This window comes from Rhizobium hidalgonense, assembly GCF_005862185.2.
GTDB classification, from domain to species: domain Bacteria; phylum Pseudomonadota; class Alphaproteobacteria; order Rhizobiales; family Rhizobiaceae; genus Rhizobium; species Rhizobium hidalgonense.
In genome coordinates this window covers 1,374,350-1,397,079 of sequence record NZ_CP054028.1, presented here as the reverse complement: position 1 = coordinate 1,397,079, position 22,730 = coordinate 1,374,350, and the positions used below count along the sequence as shown (strand labels likewise).

Sequence of the window (22,730 nt, the reverse complement as noted above, 5' to 3'; positions counted from 1 at the left end):
ACAATGGGCTGGACTGATTTCACCCGTCGGCAATATGCCCGACGCGCAATGCGGTATGCAAGCGATCTGACGGACCGGGAGTGGGGATTGATCTCACCTTGCCTGCCTGGACCGAGGCGGTTGGGCAGGCCGCGCAGCACCGATCTTCGCGAGGTCGTGAATGCGTTGCTTTACATCGCCACGACGGGGTGCCAGTGGCGGATGATGCCCAGAGATTTTCCACCTTTTACAACTGTGCAGTCTTATTTCTACGAATGGCGAGCGACAGGCTTATGGGACCGGATCAACCATCATCTTGTGATGGAGGCACGTGAATTGGAAGGCCGGGAAGCCTCGCCGTCTGCGGGCGTGATCGACAGTCAAAGCGTGAAAACCACGGAAAGCGGCGGAATTTCGGGCTATGACGCGGGCAAGAAGATAAAGGGACGCAAGCGTCATATCGTCGTCGACACGCTCGGACTGATGGTCGGCCTCATGGTTCACAGCGCCGATATTCAAGATCGCGACGGCGCGCCTGCCGTCCTCAAAACCATTCTCAGGCGCTGGCCATGGTTGAGGCATATCTTCGCCGACGGTGGTTATGCCGGACCGAAGCTGAAGGGCGCACTGCAAAAGATCGCTGCGTTCACTCTCCAGATCGTCAAGCGAACCGACAAGGCCAAGGGCTTCGAGGTTCTGCCGCGTCGCTGGGTCGTGGAGCGCACCTTCGCATGGCTTGGCAGATGCCGACGACTGGCGAAGGACTGGGAAAAGTCCGTCGCATCAGCCGAGGCCTGGATTAGTATCGCCCACATCCGGGTCCTGACACGACGCTTGGCAAGGTACGGATATCATTGAAACCTTTTCGAGTCAGGCTCTTAGTCATCATCAAAAACACCGCTTTTAATAAGGCTGGAAATTCCGCGTTTCAGGGACGTCGACGGATAAGGGCGCCCCTTTTTAGGATATGCCCGCGCGAAGTCGATCGCATGTTCAACTTGGCCACGCTTGAGCGAGGGAAAATCCTCCAGGATCTCCTCGATAGAAGCGGCAGGATACAAGGCAGCCACTTGATAAGCAGGAATATCGGTTCCCTTGATAAAGGGCTCTCCCGCCCTCATTTTGATTGATCCCTTGATCGTTTCGAGCAGTCTCAATCTCCTCTTGAGCTTGGCGTCGCTTTTTCGAAGATCCACGACGAGTGCTCCAAATCGCGCCGTCGTGGCCTTTTCCGGAAGCCTTGACAGTTCCTCGTAAAGACGGCGTTTGCCTGCGCCAGACAGGGCTTCACCAATTTCGCGATCCATCGTCAGAAACCGCAACTCAGCCCTTCCGAGAAGGCGTTGAGCTCGCGGCCCGACTTTAACCACGGTGGATTTGACGACCTTCTTGTCGACCGCGTTTTGCACGTCGGTAGCAGAGCGATCTGCCAAGAAGCTCGCTTCAGTAACCGTAAATTCCATATCGCTCATGTCGATGGTCCTAATTCAACTCCATATGGAGATGAATTAATATAGGTGTTGACGGCCGCTCGGGTCAACCGGTTGCCCTAAACATCGCGGACCTCAACGTCCGATCGCAGTTGCCAGCCTACGGCTGCGCTCCAAGCAGCAGGATTGGGCCGATTTGCATTTCGCAGCAATTGAGCACCGACTGAACCAACACTTTGGCGATGCTGGCAAGGAACCCGGCTGCTGTGAAGCAGAGTTCATGCGGATCATGGCAAGCGCGGCATTTCACCCTCAGCGACACGCCAGATCCACAGCGTCATCTCGGGCCTCGCGGCAATCATCTCCTTCAGGGCGACCTCATAGTCTTCGTCGGCATTCGACGGAATGACGAACAGAGCGACGGGCGCCGGCCTTGCTTCCGGCAACATCACGGAGGCAATCGGCTGAGCGCGTGAAAGGTCGAACCGCAGCCCTTTCACGCTTCTGCGCTTCAGCCCGGAGAGCCGGTCGAGAAGACGCTGTTCGTGGATGTTTTCGAACGGGATCCAGTTCACATTGACCACCATCATCGCCACTTCCTCGACGGATGCGATGCCGGCGCTTGATATGCCGAAAGTGGCGACCACTACAAGATGGAACTCTTCGTTTGACCGCCAGAGTTCCAGTTCGGTCTCATATCGGGCGTTCAGCCGCTTCCATGCGCCCTCATCGATCATCAGAGGAAAGGGCAGGTGGCGCACGAGTATTTTCTGGCCGTTGCGCGCCGGTGAGAATTCCTTCACTTCCGCGACTATCATCATCAGTTTGCGCGGCCCGGGACCAACTGCCTGAGCACCGGCCAACATCGCCGCACGCCGGGCGGAAATCTCTTCCTTGTCCTCCTGGTGAAACACCTCCGGGACAAACAGGATGTCGCTGAGCGGACCGCCGCGGACGGTCATCTGCCGTGCGGCGTTCAACAGGCTGCTGCGCACGCGACCCCAGCCGCGTCTTCCGGCCCATAGGGACGTCCATTCGGTGAGCTCCCCCATATCCCAGAGATAATGGAGCATCGCCCTCAGCGACAGCTTTTTGGGTTCGCTTCGCACCGTTTCCGACGGCTCGGAAGACGACGTCGAGGTCGATCGGTTCCCGCGTTTCGACAGCGAAAAATCGAGTCTCAGCATTGTCGCACCGGTCGCCGCGTCGATCTGGATGGCGTTTCCGATCAACGGCCCGAGGCCGGATAGCTCATATGGCGGGTCGTACGATAGGCATCCGGGATCATGCTGCCGGCCTGAGAGCGGCATGCGTTTGATCAGGAATTGGTCATCCATCCGAGCGATGTACATCGGCACCGGCGGTTCCCGACACAGGCAAAGTGGCCTGAGCTTCTGTTCGTACGCGCGTTCGAGCTGCGGCGGAAACTCCGGAGAACTGTCATCGAACGCCTGGTTGCCGATCAAAAACTGTCGCACATCGTTCCTCGCTTGCCTGACCAAGGATGATCGAGCCCTATAGAAGACGTAGCACGACCTTCGAGGATTATACTAGTGCAAAATAGTTAGTATAGAAACGCCACGGCCGCTGGGGCCGATTTCGGCGCCATAGGCAGGAAAGGGGAAGTGCGGCAAGCCGATCGCCAAATGGCACGACATCGGTTCCATCGTAAAGAACGATGGCGAACGCAAATTTTTTGCCCGCACGCGTCTTCAGGCTCCTGAAATCGGTGGCATTGACCATGGCGCTCGCTTTTACCTCGATCCCGACGACCATCCATCGTCACGCTCGAGCACTCCATCCACCGCATGCGTCTGCTGATGGCTCCGACAACCGCGCTCCTCCATTCGTCGTCCTGCAAACCGCCGGTACCTGGGTTCCAACCTCCACAAATTAGAACCATCAAGCATGACAATTAGAAGTCGACAGTTCGTTGATTAGAAGCCAACCCGCCAAAACTAGAGGCTACGCAAGCAAAAAGTGAGTTTTCATCGCGTGTTGCCCAGCCCTTCAAGCCGGCCGCAGCTGGCAGTTTGGTGAAAGAGGAAGAGGAGGGCAGAGAAGGGTTGGCCTGGCGGGGTTGGAGAGCGCCGGCGCAGGCCGGCTCTTTCCTTGCTCTCGACAGGTGTCCCATGAGCGTGATTTCTTCCTCGGCGGTGAGTGCTGGTATCTCCGTGCACGGTTGCTTCGACCGGCCGAGCCGAGCGGGCCGCATTTTCGAAGACTGCAACAGACCGCTGCCTGTTCCTAAACTGCAGGACCGCTTGGTCTTTCCTATCACCAGCCACTCGTGACGGAGGAAGCCTTATGTCATCCGCCTCCGAACTGGCGGACCGTCTCGCGCGTGATGCCGAGGCGGTGTGCAAGCATTATCTCTCTGTCGGCCGACGGGCCGGCAACTATTGGATCGTTGGTGACGTCGCCAATAGCAAGGGTCGTTCGCTCTTTGTCCGTTTGACAGGCTCTCGCGCGGGGAAATGGTCCGATGCAGCAACCGGGCAGTATGGCGACTTGCTCGATCTCGTGCGGGAAGCCTGTGGGCTGGCCGACTTCCGCGACGTCGCTGATGAGGCGCGGCTTTTTCTGACCGAACCCCAGCCCATCCCCGCGTCGTCCCGCAGGGGCGACGCCCACACCGCTCCGCCGGTCGATAGGCCGGCAGACGAACGCGCAAGACGCTTGTTCCGGATCACAGAGCCGCTTAGCGGTTCACTGGCCGACAGCTACTTACGCCAGCGGGGCATCCTGCGGGCAGCTCTGCACCAGGCGCTCCGCTTCCATCCCTCGTGCTACTACCGCGACCTCGTGACCGGCAGGACGAGCACCTTTCCAGCCCTCATCGCTGCTGTGACCGATCCCTCCGGCGTGATCACCGGTGTGCATCGCACATGGCTCGATCCACAGGGCAAGGGAAAGGCGCAGGTCGCTGATCCCCGCCGCGCGCTCGGCAGGCTGCTCGGCAATGCCGTGCGCTTCTGCTTTCCTTTCCGTGGCCCGGTGCCGGTAATAGTCGCGGGCGAAGGCCTCGAAAGCATCCTGTCACTTGCCCGCGTGTTGCCCGGCATGCCGATGGTCTCGGCGCTGACCGCCAATCATCTTGCCGCCTTCCGGCTGCCCGATGGGTGCCGGCGCCTCTACATCGCAGCTGACGCCGATGCCGCCGGCCGGCACGGCATCGAGGGACTGAGCCGCCGCGCCCAGGCGCTTGGAACCCTGCCGTTGGTGCTCGCCCCGGAGCTCGGCGACTTCAACGAGGATCTGCGCCGGCTCGGTCCGGAGCGGCTCATCGCCAATCTCAAGGCACAGCTCGCCCCGGAAGACGCTCTGGCCTTTCTGCCCGCATGATCGAGCCGGTCGGGGAGGTGAGGGCGCCAGGCGTCGCAGGCAAGGCCAGCTTCTAGCGACCGCCGCTCGGTGGCGCGCCCGCGGGCCTGCCGGGAGGCGACCCTTATCATGCAGCGAGTGGGCCTTCAGCGGGTCGCTCAGGTTTCTTCCCCTGTCTGGGGCCGCGAGCGGCCCGCCATTCCTCGCGCAGCAAGAAACCTTCTTGTCCCCGCCCGGCGCTTCGCTGGGCCGCGGCGTCAGGCGCCGCGGTTCCGGCCCATCTGCCGCATGGACAGGGATCGCCGTCAGGCCGCGAGAGGCGCGCCCCAAACCGACGGAGACCATCATGAACCTTGCCCTTCCCATCGACGATGCCTTCGAGCCCCATCACGGATCTTCTCCGACCGACCGCTTCATTTATGAGATGCAGATCTACGGCCATCGCCCCTTCCAGGACGAACCGGACCCGCGCCCGCTGCCAGAGGAGCCCCTCGTCCAGTCGGCGCTGACCGCCATGTTCGACACCCTCGTCGAAATGCTCGGGGACACCCGTCTGGAGCCCGATCTCGAAGACCTGCTCTGGTCGGTGGTCAACCTCTTCCACCGCGCCGGTGAACGGATCCAACGTGAGCTTCAGCGCAATGAGGATAGTCAGCGCAACGGTCAGCGCGAGCAGGACGGCTCGGAGGTCAAAAGCGTCGAGCTTGAGCGCCTCGTCGCCGAAGGCATCACGCTGCTGGAACGCCGCAACGCCTTCGAGTTCATGCGCGACTATGCGGGCGACCTCTTCGAAGCCCAATGCGGGTCGGCATGGCGGCCGCGGACGGGCTCCAAGGTCAGCCACGCCAACATGACCGCGGCGATGATCGACTCCAGAGACTTTCTATCCGCCCGCCGCCGCGCCGAGACCGAGGTGCTGATCCCGGCAGGCACCAAGATCGCCTTCGGCGGTGGCATCGACTACAACGATCATGAACGAATCTGGGCGAAACTCGATCAGGCCCTGACGAAATATCCTGATATGGTGCTGCTGCATGGCGGCTCGCCGAAGGGCGCCGAACGCATTGCCGCCTGCTGGGCCGAGGCGCGCAAGGTGACGCAGATCGCCTTCAAGCCGAATTGGACGAAGCACGCCAAGGCGGCGCCGTTCCGCCGCAACGACGACATGCTCTCGGTCATGCCGGCCGGCGTCGTCATCTTCCCCGGCTCCGGTATCACCGGCAATCTCGCCGACAAGGCCCGCAGACTCGGCATCTCCGTCTGGCAGGCGGCGGGAGATGGCGCGTAAGCGCCATCTGTCCATATAGGCTGAAGGCAATGCTTGCATTTCTTGAAAATTGTGTACACATTTGCGGCTGAAACGGAGCTTCGCCATGCCCCAATCCCGCCAGCAGATACCATCTCCCCGCCGTGTCGGCGTGCGGGAATTTCGGGGCAACCTGACGTCCTTCCTCAAGCAGGTCGAAGAGGGGCAGCGGTTTGTCCTGACGTCCCATCACAAGGTTGTCGCCGAAATCGGGCCGCCGTCAGCGAACGCCGTCATGCGGAAACCCGGCGCGTTGCGCGGAAAGATCAAAGTTGCCGATGACTTCGATCGTCTGCCGGCGGATGTTCTGAAATCCATGGAATGACGTCCTCGTCAGTGCTGTCTCTCTTTGGGAAATCACCGTGAAGCTGCGCATCGGCAAACTTGATGCCGATATCGAAGAGATTGTGGCGATCTTGCCCGATCAAGGTTTCGACCGGCTGGATATCACGGACGCGCATCTTATCGCTCTCGCTACCCTTCCACTTCATCACCGCGATCCCTTCGATCATCTGCGCATGGCGCAAGCCGTGGCGGAGGGAGCGTATTTGGTTCGGAGGATCAAAATGTCGGGCTCTATGGCATTCCGTTTGTGACTTGCTCGGATCCTGTTGCCTTGTGATCTCACGCGGGTTTGGTTCCGCGGATGAGGCGGGCCCAGATCGTTGGCGGTCGCTTGCTTGCCATAGTGCTGTGCCTGGTGACCACCGACGGCCTTGATGGTCGGATGCGCGCGAACAGTAGGGAACGATCAGCATCTGCGTCCATGCTAACAGCTTCACTCGGGAATGTCGCACGGTCTGCAGGCGGCAATGCGGTCGCCGCGGCGACCTCCCCGATCAGCAGAGGAATGCTGTCGAGCCGGGTGCTCACCGCCTGCCGCAGCTGGGAGCGGGCGAGGGTTATTATGTTGATCGACATGCGGGCGAAGCGTTCAGGGGCGCGGCCGACATCCCGCAGCACTTGGACCGGGCGGCTACGATGGTTTGTCGCGGCATTCGATTGCCCCGAACCATTCCCGTTTTATGTCGCTCGTATAGACGACCGCCTGCTTTTGCGGCCAACCCCTGAAGGGGTAAGACTCGCCCGAATATTTTGCAAAATTCGATTTCGGTTCTTTGTCCTGGTGGAAAATAGAATTTTGCAAAATTTTCGATCGAGCTGACCGCAGCAGGTCGGCCGTCTCTTCGTGCGCCATCGGGAATGGTCCCGATCAACCGAAGGAGACAACACCATGGCCACCACGATCGCAACGCTCACGCAGAAGACCGACGGCATCCTCGAAGGCATCTTCGCCACCATCCGGGTCAACGCCCCCATCGCTATCGTCCCGAACGCTCAGAAGGCGAGCGAAGAAGCTCCTGACTACCGCGTCATCCACCGCAAGACCGGCTTCGAGATCGGCGCGGCCTGGAACCGCATCGCGCGGCAGACTGGCGAGGAATACCTCTCGGTGAAGCTCGAAGCCCCCGAGATCGGCGTGATCTTCGGCAACCTCGCACCGGCACCCGGCGGCGATCCGAGCAAGAAGGTGATCCTCTGGAACAACCCGAACTGAAGAGCAAAGCTAAGCGGCCCCGAGCAATCGGGGCCGCCTCCGCCGTTCCTCAATTCACGCGCGTTAGCGGGAGTGAAAGCGGGCGTCGAGCCCGCTTTCACTCCTCCTGTCGTGCCACACGAGACCAAGGACTGTCTGCTCAGATACTTGAAGTCTGCCGCGAGGCTCGCGCCGCCTCAAGGACTTCGCGGCCCCTCCAATTTTCAGCCGGCGCCCTGAGGGGCGCCGTCAGAAAATCGGTTCCTCCGCTCGCCGGCTCCGCCGGTCGCTGACGCGATCCTTGACCCGGCCCGATCCTCACGACCCCGGGCGTCATCTTTCACATCATTCAGGAGATGACGACGATGACGACGGCACTCGAAATTCAGGTTGAAGAACTGCGCGCCGAGTTCAGGAACGCCGATCCTGCCGAGCGCCGCCAGATTGAAGCGGAGCTGGAGATCGCTCAGGCCGAACTGAGGGTGGCGATCGCCGAGCAGGTAGGCGTCATCGACCCTGCGCCGCCCTTCTGAGGGTGGCGTTTTGCCATGTCACCAGGCCCGGCCAGCCGGATCGACCAGCTGGCCGGGCTCGAAGCTTCGCTTCGCACCATGATCGCCGGCAAGGATCAGGGCGGCTTCCGGGGACAACTCCAGACCATGGGTTCACGTCGGGCATTTGTCTTCGCTCTATAGCCGCGCGCCAGCTTCGTCAGAAGCAGATCGAGGAACATGCGGACTGCATCCTCTTCCCTGTCGAAGTGATGCACCATGGCCTGTCCAAACGTTCCGATGCGTCCCCATCGTCGCGTCAGGCAGGGCGTGCCGAACAGCGTCGGTTCGATCGCGAGCACATAAAAGCGCGCCATGTTTTTCGTCGCGTCCGTGCGTTCGATGTAGAGCCGATATGGTTAAGCCAGCATGGCGGAAGAATCGTCGGCTCCAGCTTTTGCGTCCAACGACACTTGTGAATCGGTTGGCCCCTTCTGATTCATTTTCGTGATGATGGCCGAAGGCGAAGATTGGAATGGGCGAACCCGCCGAAGGCCGGCCGGGTACATTCGCTTCGCTCGCGGAACCCGCACGCGGGTCTCCGCCTCCGGACATGCCCCTCTCGCGGGATGATGTGTGCGAATTGCCCAGCCGCAGGGCGGGGATTCTACCCTCGACACTTCCTGCCGGCTCACGCCGGAAACGGTCGCGTCCCCTTCGGTGCCGCGGGTCTTCTTCTCTCTGACGTCCAATTTTACTCCAGCAAATCCGGCGTCAAGGACGGCACGGTCTCCCCCAATTTTGCCGCAAGCGACAAAATCGGTTCCCCCGCTTGCGAGCCGCGTGCCGCGGTCCTTGACCCCTCTTTGCTAAGGAGTGGCCGATCTCCGTCATCAAGATGAAGGAGATCACATTATGACAACCGATCAGAACCTCATGCTCTACACCAATCTTTCCGGTTTCCGGCTCGTCGTCCTGGCAAACCGCTTCGGCTGCGACAGCGACTTCTCGCGAGAACTACACGATCGCCTGGTTGAAGGGCTCGAGGCGGCAACCGCTCGGATCCACATCATCATGGAATTGGAACGAGGTGTTCTCGTCGGGGACGATGAATTCGGCGAATATCAGCTGGAGGGTGAGAACGAGATTTTCGGGCGCTTCACCATCAATCTTCTGGACGATCTCGAATTCGATTGCGACACGCATGAATTCCAGGTCAACGGCGGCGAATGGATGAACGCTTTGGCCGTTGATGATAGTGGCGTCGATATCGATTTTCCGGAGCTGGTTTCGCTGAGCGAGGATGAGTTCGGTTCGCTGGCGCAGATCATAAAGGATATCAGGCTGGCAACGGCCATCACCATCCATGCGGGGCGCGCCGTTTGATCATGGTAGTGGCGCCATCTGAGGGGCGACAGACAAGGTTGCCTCTTGGTTGCGATGGTCTCTGACATCGAGAGCCGAGCAACGATGGCTACGAGGTCTCATGACAATCGTCGCAATGTTGTAAATGCTGTATAGAACAACCGTAGTGGCAACGAAGGAGCCATATGCCCAGGTCAAGCGGTCCCTATTCAACCAGTGACCTCTCCCGTAAGTCCGGCGACATCATCGCCGAGGCGCTGCGTCATCCCGTGACGATCACCCACAGGAACAAACCCCGTCTGGTTCTCCTTAATATCGAAGATTATCAGCGGCTGATCAGGCAGTCCGACCGACGCACCGTCGGCACCATCGAAACGATGCCCGATGAACTTTTTGCCGCGCTCGAAAACGCTGTCGACACCTTTGCCAGGGAGGACGAGGCAGGCCCCGCATCAACTACGATCACTGCACCGGTTTGACGAAACGATTGACCTTGGCCGCCTGGTCCATCTCCTTTCTCCGGAAGTAGATCGCCCGACCGCAGCGGATCGGACTATGCCCTTGGACGATGATGATCTGCTCGTCCCTCCGCATCGACTGGGTGATCTCGTGCGGCATGATCAACGGCCGGCGCTGAAAATTGACGCTCTCCGACTTTCGCGATGCATTGTTCTTCGTGCCCCAGCCGATATTGCGGGAACTGCCTTTCACCTCCACCGTCATCTCGCCGCATTGTGCCGAGACGTTGCGGGCCGTGTCGAGCGCCTTGATCGCTGCGTAAGAGGCGAAAGCGCAGCCATCGATCCACGATGTCGCGCCATCCTTCCCGAAATGCCGCTCCAACTGCCCGACCGACTGGTACATCAGCATCATCGAGATGCCGTACTTCCGGCCGCGGTCGCGCGCCTCCTCGAGCACCCGCATGTAGCCGAGAAGATCGACCTCATCGAGCATGAACAGCGCCCGGCGCTGGAAGGCGCCATCTGCCTGCACCATCGCATTGATCAGCGAACCGATGATGACGCGTGCGATGCCGGGATACGAGCGCAGGATCGATGCGGGGATGTTGAGGAAGACGTCCTTCTTGCCCGAGACGATGTCATTCGATTTGAACGCATTGCCGCAGACGAGCGCAGCATAGCTGTCGAGCGACAGCCACTGCGTATCCTTGGATGCGGTGGAATAAACGCCGCTGAAGGTCTGCTCGGTCATGTTGGTGAAGACGCCGAGCGTTTCGCGGATGAAGGCCGAAGTGGAATGCTCCTGAACGTCGCGCAGCATGGCCAGCACCGATGGCTCCGGTTCGGAAACGATCCGGCGGAGACTGCGCAACGTTCGCCTCCCCTCATATTCCGGCGAGAGCATCACATGGGCGAGCAGACCGGTCAGGAGGTTGTGCGCCTGGTTCTGGAAGTAGGATCCCGTCGAGCTTTCGAAGCGCAGGCTTTCCGACAGCAGCATATGCGCAATGCCGACAATGTCCTCTTCTGGTCTCACAGATGCTTCGATCCCGTCGAGCACGTTGAAGCCCACGGTAGGGTCCGTGGGATCAAGGACCATGACTTCGCGCTTGAGAACGCGGGATCTGTGATCGGCCACCATCGGCGCGACCTCGGTGGAGGGATCAAGGCAGATCAGCGGCCCGCGATAGCGCAATGCCGTCGGCACCACGTTGCTCGTCGTCTTGTATCCACCCGACCCGGCAAAGAACAGCATATGGGTGGAATCGAAATCTTGTCTGTAGGTGAGCAAAGGAGCCTTGCCACCTTTTCCCCATGTCGCCGGATCGTTCGGATCGAAGGGCAGCGCATGGACGATTTCCTTGTCGACGCGGTAGCGTTCGCCGACGACGATTTCGCCATCGGGTGGAAAGAGCTTTGCCGCCGCGGACAGCGAAAGCCAATCCGCATCCCCGAAAGTTCCGTGCTTGGCCCGCGTCAGGGGTTCGGGCACGACGGTCGAGATGCGCGCGGCCACCGCCACAGCCATGAACCCAACCACCGCGCCGATGACGGCTACGAGATCCACGTAGGAAAGTGCCTGGTTCCATGAGACCGAGCCGCTCTCCACGGATGGACTGAGCCTGGCGAATTCGCGCAGCGCGTAGAAACCGGCCACAGCCAGAAAGCAGACGAGGCTCACGATAGCCACCGGCATGCGCCGGTGCAGCGGCAGAGCCCATACCGTCAATAGCCCGGCAAGCGGCCCAAACAGAAGCGCCGGCACGGGTGCGGCCCGCAGGAACCAATACCCCGTCTTGCCTGACATGCCAGCTGCCAGTTCCTGCCAACGCCAGCCGATGACATAGGCGGCAAAAACCGTGACGGCGATCGGCACCAGAACGAGCAACAGGCTCGGGTGCGATTTCCTTCTCGTGGTCATTCTGCCGCCTCCGCGATGAGCCGCGAACTGCCGTCGAGTTTGGGGATCTTGAATGCCTCCTCGCCGATATCGCGCAAGCGCCGATACTCTGATGAGCCCGTGCCGATCCTTGCCAATTCGAGAAATCCGCCGAGCAGGAACGCCCGGTCGACGTTTGAAAGCCCCGCCTTGACGACGAGGCCGCCGAGCAAAAACTTCTCGCGCGCCTCGTGCTTGCGATCAGCCGCCATGAGAAATTTCCGCCGGCGTTCCAGTGACGCCAGCTGCCGGTCGACGCGGCGAAACAGATGCGCCGTCAGTCCCCTTCTCCTCTCCTTTGCGAAATCGCGCTGCGATCTCCTCGACGAGGCGATCGACCTCCTCGTCGGCGATCTCCATTTCCGCCAGCCCCGACTTCGTCGCGGCCCGCGCAAAGCGGTCGGCGGACTTGGCGATCATCGCGCGTCTGCGCTCGCGCAGCTTCTCGATCTGGGAGTCTATGTCGGTGATCGATAATTTTGTGGCCATCAGTGAACTCATCCTTCCTGAAAATAACCTCAACGGCCAGATTATACTAGCTAGAATAAAATAGTTAAATAGGCTATTTTCCATCAATTCGAAAACGTCGCAGCCGGAAGTCCGGCCGATGGCCGTGTTCCGGAAAAGCGGCATCGGCCCTGCGGTCCGATCGGTTTGAGGGCGCAATATACGTCGCTGTCGCGACGTGCTTGGCGAGGTCTGGAGACGTCGGTGGCGATCATGTTCGTCAGAGCACAGATGATCAGCAGGGGAGCGGGGCGCAGCATCATTTCGGCTGCTGCCTATCGTCACCGCACCCGGATGATGGATGAACAGGTCGGCGCCTCCTACAACTATCGAAGTGGAGCTTCCGATCTGGTGCATGAGGAGCTTGCCTTGCCGGACTGTGTTCCGGATTGGCTCCATAAGGCGATCGACGGCCTTTCCGTTGCTAGTGCGAGCGAAGCACTCTGGAATGCTGTGGAGGCCTTCGAGACGCTGGGAAACGCACAGCTTGCCCGCGAATTGATCATCGCCCTGCCGGAGGAACTGACCCGGGCGGAGAATATTGCAATGGTTCGCGAGTTCGTTCGGGACAATCTCACAGCTAGGGGCATGGTGGTTGATTGGGTCTATCACGACAAGGACGGCAACCCGCACATCCATCTGATGATGACGCTGCGTCCGCTGACGGAGGACGGTTTCGGACCAAAGAAGGTCCCTGTTCTCGGCGAAGACGGCAAGCCGCTGCGCGTCGTCACGCCGGACCGGCCGAATGGCAAGATCGTCTACAGGCTCTGGGCCGGCGACAAGGAAGCGATGAAGGGGTGGAAGATCGGCTGGGCGGAAACAGCCAACCGGCATCTGGCGCTGGCCGGCCACGAGATCCGCCTCGACGGGCGCTCTTATGCCGAACAGGGTCTCGACGGCATCGCCCAGAGACATCTCGGTCCGGAGAAGGCAGCGCTCGCCCGCAAGGGGGCCGAGATGTATTTCGCGCCGGTCGATCTCGCCCGGCGGCAGGAGATGGCCGACCGGCTGCTGGCGGAGCCCGAGCTTCTCCTGAAGCAGCTCGGCAATGAACGTTCCACCTTCGACGAGAGGGATATCGCCAGAGCGCTGCACCGTTACGTCGACGACCCCACCGATTTCGCCAATATCCGTGCCCGCCTGATGGCGTCCGACCAGTTGGTCATATTGAAGCCGCAAGAGATCGACGCCGAGACCGGTAAGGCGGCCGCGCCGGCAGTCTTCACCACACGGGAGATCCTGCACGTCGAATATGACATGGCGCGGTCGGCTGAAGTTCTATCCGAACGAAAGGGCTTCGGTATCTCCCGTGCCCAGGTCGCTGCAGCGGTCCAAAGCGTCGAAAGGGCCGATCCGGCAAAACCTTTCAAACTCGAGGCGGAACAAGTCGAGGCGGTTCGCCATGTCACCGGTAGCAACGCGATCGCCGCGGTCGTCGGTCTCGCCGGCGCCGGCAAGTCGACGCTGCTGGCTGCCGCACGTCTTGCCTGGGAAAGCCAAGGCCATCGGGTGATCGGTGCAGCGCTCGCGGGCAAAGCGGCGGAAGGATTGGAGGATAGTTCCGGCATCCAGTCGCGCACACTCGCTTCCTGGGAATTGGCCTGGGCGAATGGGCGCGACGCGCTGCATCGCGGCGACGTCCTTGTCATCGATGAAGCGGGCATGGTGTCGTCGCAGCAGATGGCCCGTGTGCTGAAGATTGCCGAGGAGGCTGCGGTAAAGGTCGTCCTGGTGGGTGATGCGATGCAACTGCAGCCGATCCAGGCTGGTGCTGCCTTTCGGGCGATCTCGGAGCGAGTTGGCTTTGCCGAACTTGCCGGTGTGCGCCGCCAGCGTGATGAGTGGGCGCGGGAGGCCTCGCGGCTCTTTGCCCGCGGGAGGGTGGAGGAAGCGCTCGACGCCTATGCCGCGCATGGCCATCTGATCGAGGCGCAAACACGTGCCGGAACGATCGATCGGATCGTGTCCGACTGGAGTGAGGCGCGCAAACAGGCAGTCGAGAAATCTGTTTCCGGGGGAAACGAAGGCCGGTTGCGCGGCGATGAGCTCCTCGTCCTTGCCCACACCAATGACGACGTCGGCAAGCTGAACGAGGCCTTGCGCAAAGTGATGACGGACGAGGGTGCGCTGGCAGGTGCCCGCGAATTCGAGACGGCCCGCGGTGCGCGCGAGTTTGCTGCTGGCGATCGCATCATCTTCCTGGAGAATGCTCGTTTCCTGGAGCCGCGCGCCCGTCATCTCGGTCCGCAATATGTCAAGAACGGCATGCTCGGCACAGTCGTTTCCACCGCTGACACACGGGGCGATCCATTGTTGTCGGTGCATCTCGACAATGGCCACAAGGTCGTCTTCAGCGAAGACAGCTATCGCAATGTCGATCACGGCTATGCCGCAACGATCCACAAATCGCAAGGCGCCACGGTCGACCGGACGTTTGTGCTGGCGACCGGGATGATGGATCAGCATCTGACCTATGTGGCAATGACCCGGCATCGCGATCGCGCCGATCTTTATGCGGCGACAGAGGACTTCGCGGCGAGGCCGGAATGGGGCCGCAAGCCGCGCGTCGATCATGCTGCCGGCGTCACCGGCGAGCTCGTGGAAGCCGGACAAGCCAAATTCCGGCCCGACGACGAGGATGCCGACGAAAGCCCCTATGCCGATGTGAAGACGGATGACGGAACCGTCCATCGTCTATGGGGCGTCAGCTTGCCGAAGGCGCTCGAGGACACCGGCGTCTTGGAAGGCGATACCGTTACCTTGCGCAAGGACGGGGTCGAGCGGGTCAAGGTGACGGTTCACGTCATCGATGAGGATACGGGCCAAAAGCGGTACGAGGAACGGACCGTCGATCGCAACGTCTGGACGGCCAAGCAAATTGAAACCGCCGAGGCTCGTCGGGAGCGGGTTGAGCGCGAGAGCCATCGGCCTGAGATGTTCAAGCAGCTTGTCGAGCGCTTGTCGCGATCCGGTGCCAAGACGACGACGCTCGATTTTGAAAGTGAGGGCGGCTATCGCGCATATGCCGACGACTTCGCCCGGCGCCGCGGGATCGATCATCTTTCGTTGGCCGCAGTCGAGATGGAGGAAAGCCTCTCCCGGCGCTTTGCGTGGATTGCTGTAAAGAAGGAGCAGGTGGAAAAACTCTGGGAAAGGGCGAGCGTGGCGCTCGGCTTTGCGATCGAGCGGGAACGGCGGGTTGTCTACAGCGATGACCGAACTGAATCCCACGTCGTCTCGGGTGCGAGCGCTGGCGAAGCACGCTATCTGATCCCGCCGACCACTTCCTTCGTCACGAGCGTCGAGGAGGATGCGCGGCTGCTGCAGCTTTCGTCCCCGACCTGGGCGGAGCAGGAAGCGATCCTTCGACCGTTGCTGGAGAAGATCTATCGCGATCCAGATGCAGCGCTTGCCGCCCTGAACGCGCTGGCATCGGATGCCAGCGCCGAACCGCGCAAGCTCGCCGACGATCTTGCCGCAGAACCCGATCGGCTTGGCCGGCTGCGCGGCTCCGATCTCATCATCGACGGGCGGGCCGCCCGCAACGAGCGTAGCGCAGCAATCTCGGCTCTGGAGGAACTGCGCCCGCTCGCACGGGCCCACGCAACCGAGTTCCGCAGGAATGCCGAACGGTTCGAACAGCGCGAGGAGCGACGTCGGGGGCATATGGCGTTGTCCGTCCCGGCGCTCTCCGAACATGCGATGGCGCGGCTTATGGAGATCGAGGCGGTACGCAGCCAAGGTGGTGACGACGCCTATAAGACGGCCTTTGCGATTGCCGCCGAGGACCGTTCGGTCGTGCAAGAGATCAAGGCGGTCAGCGAGGCATTGATGGCTCGCTTTGGCTGGAGCGCCTTCACCGCGAAGGCGGATGCGGTTGCCGAGCGTAACATTGCCGGGCGCATGCCGGAAGATCTGATGCCGAGCCAGGGTGAGACACTGATCAAACTGTTCGAGGCCGTGAAGCGTTTTGCCGACGAGCAGCATCTTGCAGAGCGGCGGGATCGCTCGAAGATCGTCGCGGCTGCCAGTGCCGTTTCGAATAAGGAGCCAGAGATGGAGCCAGGCAAGGAGAATGTGACCGTGCTGCCGATGCTTGCTGCCGTCACTGAGTTCAAGACGCCGGTCGACGAGGAGGCGCAATCGCGTGTGCTCGCAGCTCCTCTCTATCACCAGCAGCGTGCGGCATTGGCGAATACGGCAAGGACGATCTGGCGGGATCCGGCTGGCGCCGTCAGCATGATCGAGGAGCTGATCATCAAAGGCTTCGGCCCGGAGCGAATTGCTGCCGCTGTGTCCAACGATCCCGCTGCCTATGGTCCGCTGCGTGGCTCCGAGCGCCTCATGGACCGGATGCTGGCTTCCGGTCGGGAGCGCAAGGATGCGTTGCAGGCGGTGCCCGAAGCGGCAATCCGCCTGCGATCGCTCGGTGCGGCCTACGCTAATACGCTCGACGCCGAACGCCAGGCGATCACGCAAGAGCGGCAGCGTATGGCGATTGCCATACCCGGTCTGTCGAATGCGGCGGAAGCGGCGCTCGAGCAACGGATGGAAGCGGCACGGAAGAATGGTCGCAAGCAGAATATCTCGGCAGCGCCGCTCGATGTAAACATCCGCCGGGAGTTTGCCGCCGTCAGCAAGGCGCTCGACGAACGCTTCGGGCGCAATGCCATCCTGCGCGGCGAGAACGATCTCATCAATCGCGTGCCGCCGGCGCAACGCCAGGCCTTTGTGGCGATGCAGGAGAGGTTCAAGGTCCTGCAGCAGACGGTCCGCATGGAAAGCAGCCAAGACATTGTCTTGGAGCGTATCCAGCGGGCCGTGCGCCGGGGCCGTGGCATTGGTCTATGAGACCCGTTGAAGAAGCAAAAAGCCACGTCTGTTGACCAAAGTCTGCTACGGTTGCCGTAGATCTCCTATCTCCCCGATCTCTTCGGCATCGAGATGTCGGAAAACCCGCACCCAAAAGCTGAAATCGCCTGAGCGTCCATCGGAGCGCGCGGACAGGGCGCACCACGCCGCAGCTGTCTTTGCACGTGCTCCGTAAAGCGATCGGGCGGCAAGGGTTGCAGCCTCTACATCGATGTTACCCCAAAAATCAGGTGCGGCTGCGATGCAGCCAGTCGAGTACTTCTCGAAAATTTCGCGCATGCGCAAAGCCCCGTTACCGTCCGGGAACAGGTCGCTGAAATTATGCCGGACGTCGATCCCATCAAATGGGCCACGATCTCGTGCCGTCCCTGGCAATTTGACGCTTTTGCGTGAAACTCTCTTCGCGCATTCAACATTATGTTGTAACAAAATGAAAAGGCAAGCTATAAAAATAAGCGCGAACGGAGCGCACCTGGGCGGTTCTGCGCGCGCGGTACACGAAAAGCCTGAGGGTCGGGATCAATATGAGGCGTTCTTGCTGCCTTTTTGTCATATCAAAACTGCCTGGAGCGAGGGCATCCGCTGGCGGGGACAGCCGATGACCGAGCTTTTGGTGATCGTATCCCGAGATGCCGACTACTATTTGATGCTCTCTTACATTTTGAAGGAGGCGGGCTATAGGGCGATGCTCGTCGATGTACCGAGCGAAGCCGTGGCGATCGCAGAGGAGAGCGAGGCTGCAGCAATCATCGTCGATTGCCAACCCGGTTCGCAGATTCTGGCGAATATCGCGTCCGGCCTGAAGGAAAGAGAACTGACCAGCGACATTACACTCATCGCGCTCGTTGCCGAAAAAGCTGCATACCTCGACATTCTAAAGGCGAATGTCGATGAGAGCTTTACAAGACCCATGCCGCCGGAGCGGCTCCTAACCTATCTTCACGGTGCGATAGGCAACCCTCTCGACGAGTTAGCGAAACGCCCCGTCCCAATGTTTGACGAAATGAAGTTAGACGCCGGCGCCCGGCGTGTCCTGGTGCGGGGTGCGCCGGTCAATCTCAGCCCGATCGAGTTTCGTCTGTTGAGTGCCCTTATGAATGACGCAGGACGCGTTTTCAGCCGCGCCGAACTAATAGACATTGCCTGGCCGAAAAGAGCATTTGTCGAGCCACGGACGGTCGATGTTCATATCGGCCGCCTGCGGCGCGCGCTGAAGCGTGCCCTTGGCCGCGATGTGATCCGTACCGTGCCAAAAGTAGGATATGCAATTGATGTGGTCTGAAGCATATGACCCAGTCACGTTCACATTCTTCACCGAAAATTCCTGCCGCCTTCGTTGTATAAACGAAATGCTCGCGGTTAGCGTGTGCCTCGTCCAGCGATAGGGAGTACAACATGCATGAGGCCGCATCGGGCGCCGGGTCGCCCAAAATATCTCACAGAAATACCGCCAGTTTGATCAGGCACGCCGCTCCCCACTTCGCCGCAGCCCACCTGGAGGGCCTAATGGCTCTTTACGTCCATCCGTCGGAAGGTCGAGCGGTGGCGCTGCCAACATCAGAGAGCCGATCGCAGCGTGTCGTCGACTTTGTTCGTTGCTCCTATCTCGGGCTCGATAATCATCCCGCGATCATCGAGGGCGCTATCGAGACCGTTCGACGATACGGAACGCTGCACTGGTCCTGCGCCCGCACGCGGCTCAATTTCGCGGTCTTGGGAGACCTCGAGGATGCCCTCTCTGACCTTTTCGCCGCAAGAGTCATTACCTACACAACAGTTCTTGCAGCCAACATGAGTGCTCTTCCACTAATCGCGTCCGGAGTCCTGACCGGTGGGAAGAAACCCGTGATGGTGTTTGATCGCCTGGCACATGCGACGCTCGCCTTTAACAAGCCCGTCGTTGCCGAAGAATGCGAGGTCCGCACCATAGGTCACAACGATCTGCAGGCACTCGAAGAAATTTGCCGTCAGAATGAGACGGTCGCCTATGTCTGTGACGGGGTCTACTCCATGGGGGGCTGTGCGCCGATCAAGGAGTTGTGCGAACTTCAGGAGCGGTACGGCCTCTTCCTTTATATCGATGATGCTCACGGCATATCGATCTTCGGAGAAAGAGGCGAAGGTTTTGCCCGCTCGCAAATGTCAGAAGGGCTCGGCGAGCGCACCATAATCGCAGCCTCGCTAGGCAAGGGATTTGGGGCTTCAGGCGGCATGCTCATGCTAGGAACTGCGTTTCAGGAAGAGATCTTTCGGCGCTTCGCGCTCGCACATGCCTTTTCGGCCTCGATCAATGTTGCAGCGATCGGTGGCGCCCTCGCCTCCTGCGTGATCCACCGCACGCCGGAACTCGGCGTGCGGCAAAGGGCGCTTGCCGACTACATCTCTCTCTTCGACGAACTGATACCAACCGCGCAGGCGGGGTCTCGACTGCCTATCAGGACGGTTTTCGTCGGTGATGAACTTGCGGCCATCGGCGCCGCCAGAGTAGTGCTTGACTCAGGTTACTATACGTCTGCTATTTTCTTCCCGACGGTCGCCAAGGGGCGAGCCGGCCTGCGGATATGCCCCACCGCCAGTCATACCGCGGCCGAAGTTCGCGGTCTCGCTGCGGCCATCAATCGTGCCCTAAAAGGCTAAAGATGGGCCTCAGAGCCCGGGCGTTTCCGCCCGGGCTTGTCATCGGATCCAAGCGTTCCAACGCTCAAGCATCATCGCGGCATTTTCGTTGATCCATTTGGCGTCCGGAATCACGATGTAATCCGTAATGTCATCGTCGCTCGGCAGTGCTGCGCGTGCGGCCGGCGACATCAATCCGATCGCCTTGCGGCTGGGCGGGGTGCAAAGAAGCTTCTCGCAGACCCTGGCCTGAGTCTCCGGATGATCAAGCCAGTAGCTGACCAGCTTCTCCGCGTTCGCGCGGTTCGGTGCGCCCTTGATGATTGTCAAGCGATCACCCACCAGGAACGAAGCCTGCTTGGACCAGGCGATGTGGCGCCCTTCCGCCTTCAGCGTGTTTGCGCGCGTCAGCCAGATCTGCCCAATGCTGTAATCACCGTTGCGAAAGCCCTGGACGCTCTGGTCGCCGGTCTTCCACCAGAGTGATATCGCCGGGCGGATATCGTCGAGCTTTTTGAGTGCGCGATCAATGTCCAGCGGAAAAAGCTTGTCGCGCGGAACGCCGTCGGCCAGCAGTGCGGCAGCCATGACTCTCCACGGATCGTCGAAATTTGGAAACGAGCGGCCACCGGGATATTTTGTCTGGTCCCACATGTCAGCCCAGCTCGAGGGAGTTCCATCCTTGAAGGTGGTCGGGTCATAGGCCATCAGCGTTGCGGTCGAGAACAGCCGGGCCCCGCCGCTGACGCAGGCATCCTCGACCAGGTCTGGCCGGCCCTGGAAGGATTTGCAGAACTCGGTCAGGTCTTCAGATGTCAGTCGATGTGCTTCAGCACTCGCCTGGATCTCGCCGTCCGGGTAAAGGTCCCAGGTCACGTTGCCGGTCTTGACCATGGCCGCAGCTTTCGCGCGCATCTCGGCATTCGTTGCTGCGACCGAAACAACCTTTATTCCGGTCTCTGCTGTGAACGGGTCGAACCAGAACGTTCGAAGCGCCGAGTCGTATGCACCGCCAGTTGTCGCGATGACGACTTGTTCCTCGGCCTGCGCCCCCGCGCCAGCAAGCACGAGGCAAGCAGCAAGCAGCAAAGGCTTCATCCCAATTCTCTTTTTCATCGCATATTCCTTCGTCCGGATGGATGTGGCCATGTTAGTCCTCCCCACGGCCGGTAAGGAGATGGATGGAGCCCATGAGGACGAGCGATATCGCCACAAGCAGCGTCGAAACCGATGCGATGACCGGGGTAAGATTGAAATCGATATCCTCGAACATTTTGCGGCTGATGGTTTTGCCGCCGGTATCGGAGATGAAGAAGGCGACCGTTGCCTCGTCGAATGACGCCAGGAAAGCAAAGACAGCAGCCGCTGCCACCGATGGGGCGATGTTTGGAAGGACAACGCTGAAGAAGGCGCGGCTACGACTTGCTCCGCAATTCAATGCGGCAAGTTCAAGTGACGGATCGAAACGTTCAAGTGCCGCTGATACGGTGATGATGACGTAGGGTACCGAGAGCACGGTGTGCGCGATCAGGAAACCAATAAAATTGCCGGTCAGGCCAATCGGCGAAAAAATGAGATAAAGCGCGACACCGAAGACCACATGGGGGACGATCATCGGCCCAAGAGACAGGGCCTGCAGAAGGGGTTTTCCGGGCAGGTTGCCGCGAACGAGCCCGATCGCGGCCATTGTTCCGATTGCGGTTGAAGCGATCGTTGTCGACAGGGCAATCTTCAGACTGAAGATCGTGGCCGCCCGCCAGTCCGGATCGGAAAGAAATTCGCTGTACCAGCGAAGTGTGAGCCCCCGCGGCGGGAACTCGATATAGCTGCCGTCATTCAGCGAAATCGGGATAACCAGCAGCGTCGGCAGAACCAGGAAGAACAGGATTGCGCCGACCACACATCCACCCAGGAGCCGCAAGATTGCCTCGAGATACGGTCGATGGCTGCCGTTGGCGCGAGAGGCAGTAAACGAGGTGGTGGTTAGGGGCTCAATTGACACTGTTCATTCCTTTGCTGATGGAAAGGGCCTTGCGAAACGCAAGGACGAAGACGAGCGTCGTCGTAAGAAGGACCGTCGCCAGGGCCGCGGCGAATGGCCAGTCAAGCAGGACGATCGTTTGCTGTCCGATCAGCGTTGCCATCATCAATGTTCCGGGTCCGCCAACGAGTGCCGGCGTGATGTAAAAGCCGATTGCCAGAATGAAGCACATGACGCACCCGGCGAAGATTCCAGGCAGACTGAGCGGCAAGGTCACGCGTAGAAAGGCGTCAAGGGGGGTGGCGCCGAGATTGCGTGCGGCCTGCCCATATTCGGCAGGAATGGTGCGTAGGGCATTGCAGATCGGCAAGATCATGAAGGGCATCAGGACATGTGTCATCGCGAGCATGACCGCGCCTTCGGTATAGAGAAGCTTCAGAGGACTCGTGATGATGCCGGTTTCAATGAACACATCATTGACGATCCCGTTTCGCTGCAACAGCACGATCCAGGCGTATGATCGCACCAGCACCGAGGTCCACAGCGGCACGAACACCGCCGCCGCGACGATCATTGCGGTCTTGCCTCTGGCGCGCGCCATGAGAAAGGCAACTGGATAGCCAAGCAGCAGGCTTGCCACTGTGACAATCGCGCCTGTCTGCAACGTGCGAAGCAGAACGTCGAGGTAAAGCGGTTCGCCGACGATCCGCCGGTAATTTTCGAGTGTGAATTCCGGCGCCATGACGCTCAGAGAGATTAACCGGCCGATTGGATAGACGAAGCCCGCGGCGAGTAGGAGGGTGAGCGGCGCAATAAGAAGGAGCGTGAGCGCATGCGAATAGCGGCGGGCCGAGTGCGAGAACAGCCAGCTTGCTGGAGCGGTCTGTGCAAGCGCGAGATTGTCGACTGTCATGGTCAT

General features: G+C 60.3%; 20 protein-coding genes and 2 pseudogenes. 12 read left to right on the top strand and 10 right to left on the bottom strand.

Going from position 1 to position 22,730, the window contains the following annotated elements; genetic code table 11:
• Positions 1–3: 3 nt before the first annotated feature.
• A complete protein-coding gene (locus FFM81_RS27865; protein WP_138385491.1) occupies positions 4–837 on the top strand; it encodes an IS5 family transposase in 834 nt (277 codons plus the stop codon).
• A gap of 20 nt (positions 838–857) precedes the next feature.
• On the opposite strand, the gene FFM81_RS27860 is transcribed toward FFM81_RS27865, so the two are convergent.
• The 3 genes and pseudogenes from FFM81_RS27860 to FFM81_RS32985 all read right to left on the bottom strand — a co-directional run.
• Positions 858–1,451 (bottom strand): DUF433 domain-containing protein, encoded by a 594-nt coding sequence (locus tag FFM81_RS27860; RefSeq protein WP_097536907.1) that lies wholly within the window; start codon positions 1,449–1,451, stop codon positions 858–860.
• A 245-nt stretch (positions 1,452–1,696) separates the two neighbouring features.
• Positions 1,697–2,887, bottom strand: coding sequence for a DUF1173 domain-containing protein (locus FFM81_RS27855; RefSeq protein ID WP_138385492.1), 1,191 nt, complete (start codon positions 2,885–2,887; stop codon positions 1,697–1,699).
• A gap of 67 nt (positions 2,888–2,954) precedes the next feature.
• A pseudogene (locus FFM81_RS32985) lies at positions 2,955–3,214 on the bottom strand (hypothetical protein); the annotation flags it as partial.
• A gap of 502 nt (positions 3,215–3,716) precedes the next feature.
• Here FFM81_RS32985 and FFM81_RS27850 point away from each other — a divergent pair.
• The 6 genes and pseudogenes from FFM81_RS27850 (at position 3,717) to FFM81_RS27825 (ending at position 8,109) form a co-directional block, all read left to right on the top strand.
• Positions 3,717–4,754, top strand: a complete 1,038-nt coding sequence (locus FFM81_RS27850; protein ID WP_138385493.1) for a DUF7146 domain-containing protein — start codon at positions 3,717–3,719, stop codon at positions 4,752–4,754.
• A gap of 325 nt (positions 4,755–5,079) precedes the next feature.
• Positions 5,080–6,021, top strand: coding sequence for a DUF2493 domain-containing protein (locus FFM81_RS27845; RefSeq protein ID WP_025418183.1), 942 nt, complete (start codon positions 5,080–5,082; stop codon positions 6,019–6,021).
• An 85-nt stretch (positions 6,022–6,106) separates the two neighbouring features.
• The gene (locus FFM81_RS27840) at positions 6,107–6,364 is read left to right on the top strand and encodes a type II toxin-antitoxin system Phd/YefM family antitoxin (RefSeq protein ID WP_138385494.1); all 258 of its coding nucleotides are present in this window, start codon (positions 6,107–6,109) and stop codon (positions 6,362–6,364) included.
• Positions 6,360–6,661, top strand: a pseudogene (locus tag FFM81_RS27835) (type II toxin-antitoxin system VapC family toxin); the annotation flags it as partial. The gene FFM81_RS27840 and the pseudogene FFM81_RS27835, both read left to right, overlap by 5 nt.
• A gap of 612 nt (positions 6,662–7,273) precedes the next feature.
• Positions 7,274–7,597, top strand: coding sequence for a DUF736 domain-containing protein (locus FFM81_RS27830; RefSeq protein ID WP_003571613.1), 324 nt, complete (start codon positions 7,274–7,276; stop codon positions 7,595–7,597).
• A 344-nt stretch (positions 7,598–7,941) separates the two neighbouring features.
• Entirely contained in the window at positions 7,942–8,109 is a 168-nt protein-coding gene (locus FFM81_RS27825) for a hypothetical protein (protein WP_173883869.1), read from the top strand.
• 95 nt (positions 8,110–8,204) lie between these two features.
• On the opposite strand, the gene FFM81_RS27820 is transcribed toward FFM81_RS27825, so the two are convergent.
• Positions 8,205–8,444 (bottom strand): WGR domain-containing protein, encoded by a 240-nt coding sequence (locus tag FFM81_RS27820; protein ID WP_343073723.1) that lies wholly within the window; start codon positions 8,442–8,444, stop codon positions 8,205–8,207.
• A 538-nt stretch (positions 8,445–8,982) separates the two neighbouring features.
• On the opposite strand from FFM81_RS27820, the gene FFM81_RS27815 reads away from it, so the two are divergent.
• Together FFM81_RS27815 and FFM81_RS27810 are read left to right on the top strand one after the other, a co-directional pair.
• Positions 8,983–9,453, top strand: a complete 471-nt coding sequence (locus tag FFM81_RS27815; RefSeq protein ID WP_138385495.1) for a hypothetical protein — start codon at positions 8,983–8,985, stop codon at positions 9,451–9,453.
• 164 nt (positions 9,454–9,617) lie between these two features.
• The gene (locus FFM81_RS27810) at positions 9,618–9,911 is read left to right on the top strand and encodes a type II toxin-antitoxin system prevent-host-death family antitoxin (RefSeq protein ID WP_138385496.1); all 294 of its coding nucleotides are present in this window, start codon (positions 9,618–9,620) and stop codon (positions 9,909–9,911) included.
• On the opposite strand, the gene traG is transcribed toward FFM81_RS27810, so the two are convergent.
• From traG to FFM81_RS27795, 3 genes are read right to left on the bottom strand one after another with little or no spacing between them, the layout of a single operon-like run.
• Positions 9,895–11,814, bottom strand: coding sequence for a Ti-type conjugative transfer system protein TraG (traG, locus tag FFM81_RS27805; RefSeq protein ID WP_138385497.1), 1,920 nt, complete (start codon positions 11,812–11,814; stop codon positions 9,895–9,897). The genes FFM81_RS27810 and traG overlap by 17 nt on opposite strands.
• Positions 11,811–12,044 carry a conjugal transfer protein TraD gene (locus FFM81_RS27800; RefSeq protein ID WP_138385498.1) on the bottom strand — a complete coding sequence of 78 codons (234 nt, stop codon included), beginning with the start codon at positions 12,042–12,044 and terminating at the stop codon, positions 11,811–11,813. Before FFM81_RS27800 ends, traG begins: the two co-directional genes overlap by 4 nt.
• Positions 12,034–12,321, bottom strand: a complete 288-nt coding sequence (locus FFM81_RS27795; RefSeq protein ID WP_138385669.1) for a TraC family protein — start codon at positions 12,319–12,321, stop codon at positions 12,034–12,036. The genes FFM81_RS27800 and FFM81_RS27795 overlap by 11 nt, the downstream gene beginning before the upstream one ends.
• A gap of 222 nt (positions 12,322–12,543) precedes the next feature.
• On the opposite strand from FFM81_RS27795, the gene traA reads away from it, so the two are divergent.
• The 3 genes from traA (at position 12,544) to FFM81_RS27780 (ending at position 19,851) form a co-directional block, all read left to right on the top strand.
• Positions 12,544–17,193: a Ti-type conjugative transfer relaxase TraA gene (gene traA / locus FFM81_RS27790; protein WP_138385499.1), complete on the top strand. Its 4,650-nt coding sequence runs from the start codon at positions 12,544–12,546 to the stop codon at positions 17,191–17,193.
• Between the two features lie 619 nt (positions 17,194–17,812).
• Positions 17,813–18,496 carry a winged helix-turn-helix transcriptional regulator gene (locus tag FFM81_RS27785; RefSeq protein ID WP_138385501.1) on the top strand — a complete coding sequence of 228 codons (684 nt, stop codon included), beginning with the start codon at positions 17,813–17,815 and terminating at the stop codon, positions 18,494–18,496.
• 113 nt (positions 18,497–18,609) lie between these two features.
• Entirely contained in the window at positions 18,610–19,851 is a 1,242-nt protein-coding gene (locus FFM81_RS27780) for an 8-amino-7-oxononanoate synthase family protein (RefSeq protein ID WP_138385502.1), read from the top strand.
• A gap of 39 nt (positions 19,852–19,890) precedes the next feature.
• On the opposite strand, the gene FFM81_RS27775 is transcribed toward FFM81_RS27780, so the two are convergent.
• The 3 genes from FFM81_RS27775 to FFM81_RS27765 form a co-directional block, all read right to left on the bottom strand.
• Positions 19,891–20,979, bottom strand: a complete 1,089-nt coding sequence (locus tag FFM81_RS27775) for an extracellular solute-binding protein (RefSeq protein ID WP_138385503.1) — start codon at positions 20,977–20,979, stop codon at positions 19,891–19,893.
• A gap of 1 nt (position 20,980) precedes the next feature.
• A complete protein-coding gene (locus FFM81_RS27770; RefSeq protein ID WP_138385504.1) occupies positions 20,981–21,751 on the bottom strand; it encodes an ABC transporter permease in 771 nt (256 codons plus the stop codon).
• 70 nt (positions 21,752–21,821) lie between these two features.
• The gene (locus FFM81_RS27765) at positions 21,822–22,730 is read right to left on the bottom strand and encodes an ABC transporter permease (RefSeq protein ID WP_138385505.1); all 909 of its coding nucleotides are present in this window, start codon (positions 22,728–22,730) and stop codon (positions 21,822–21,824) included.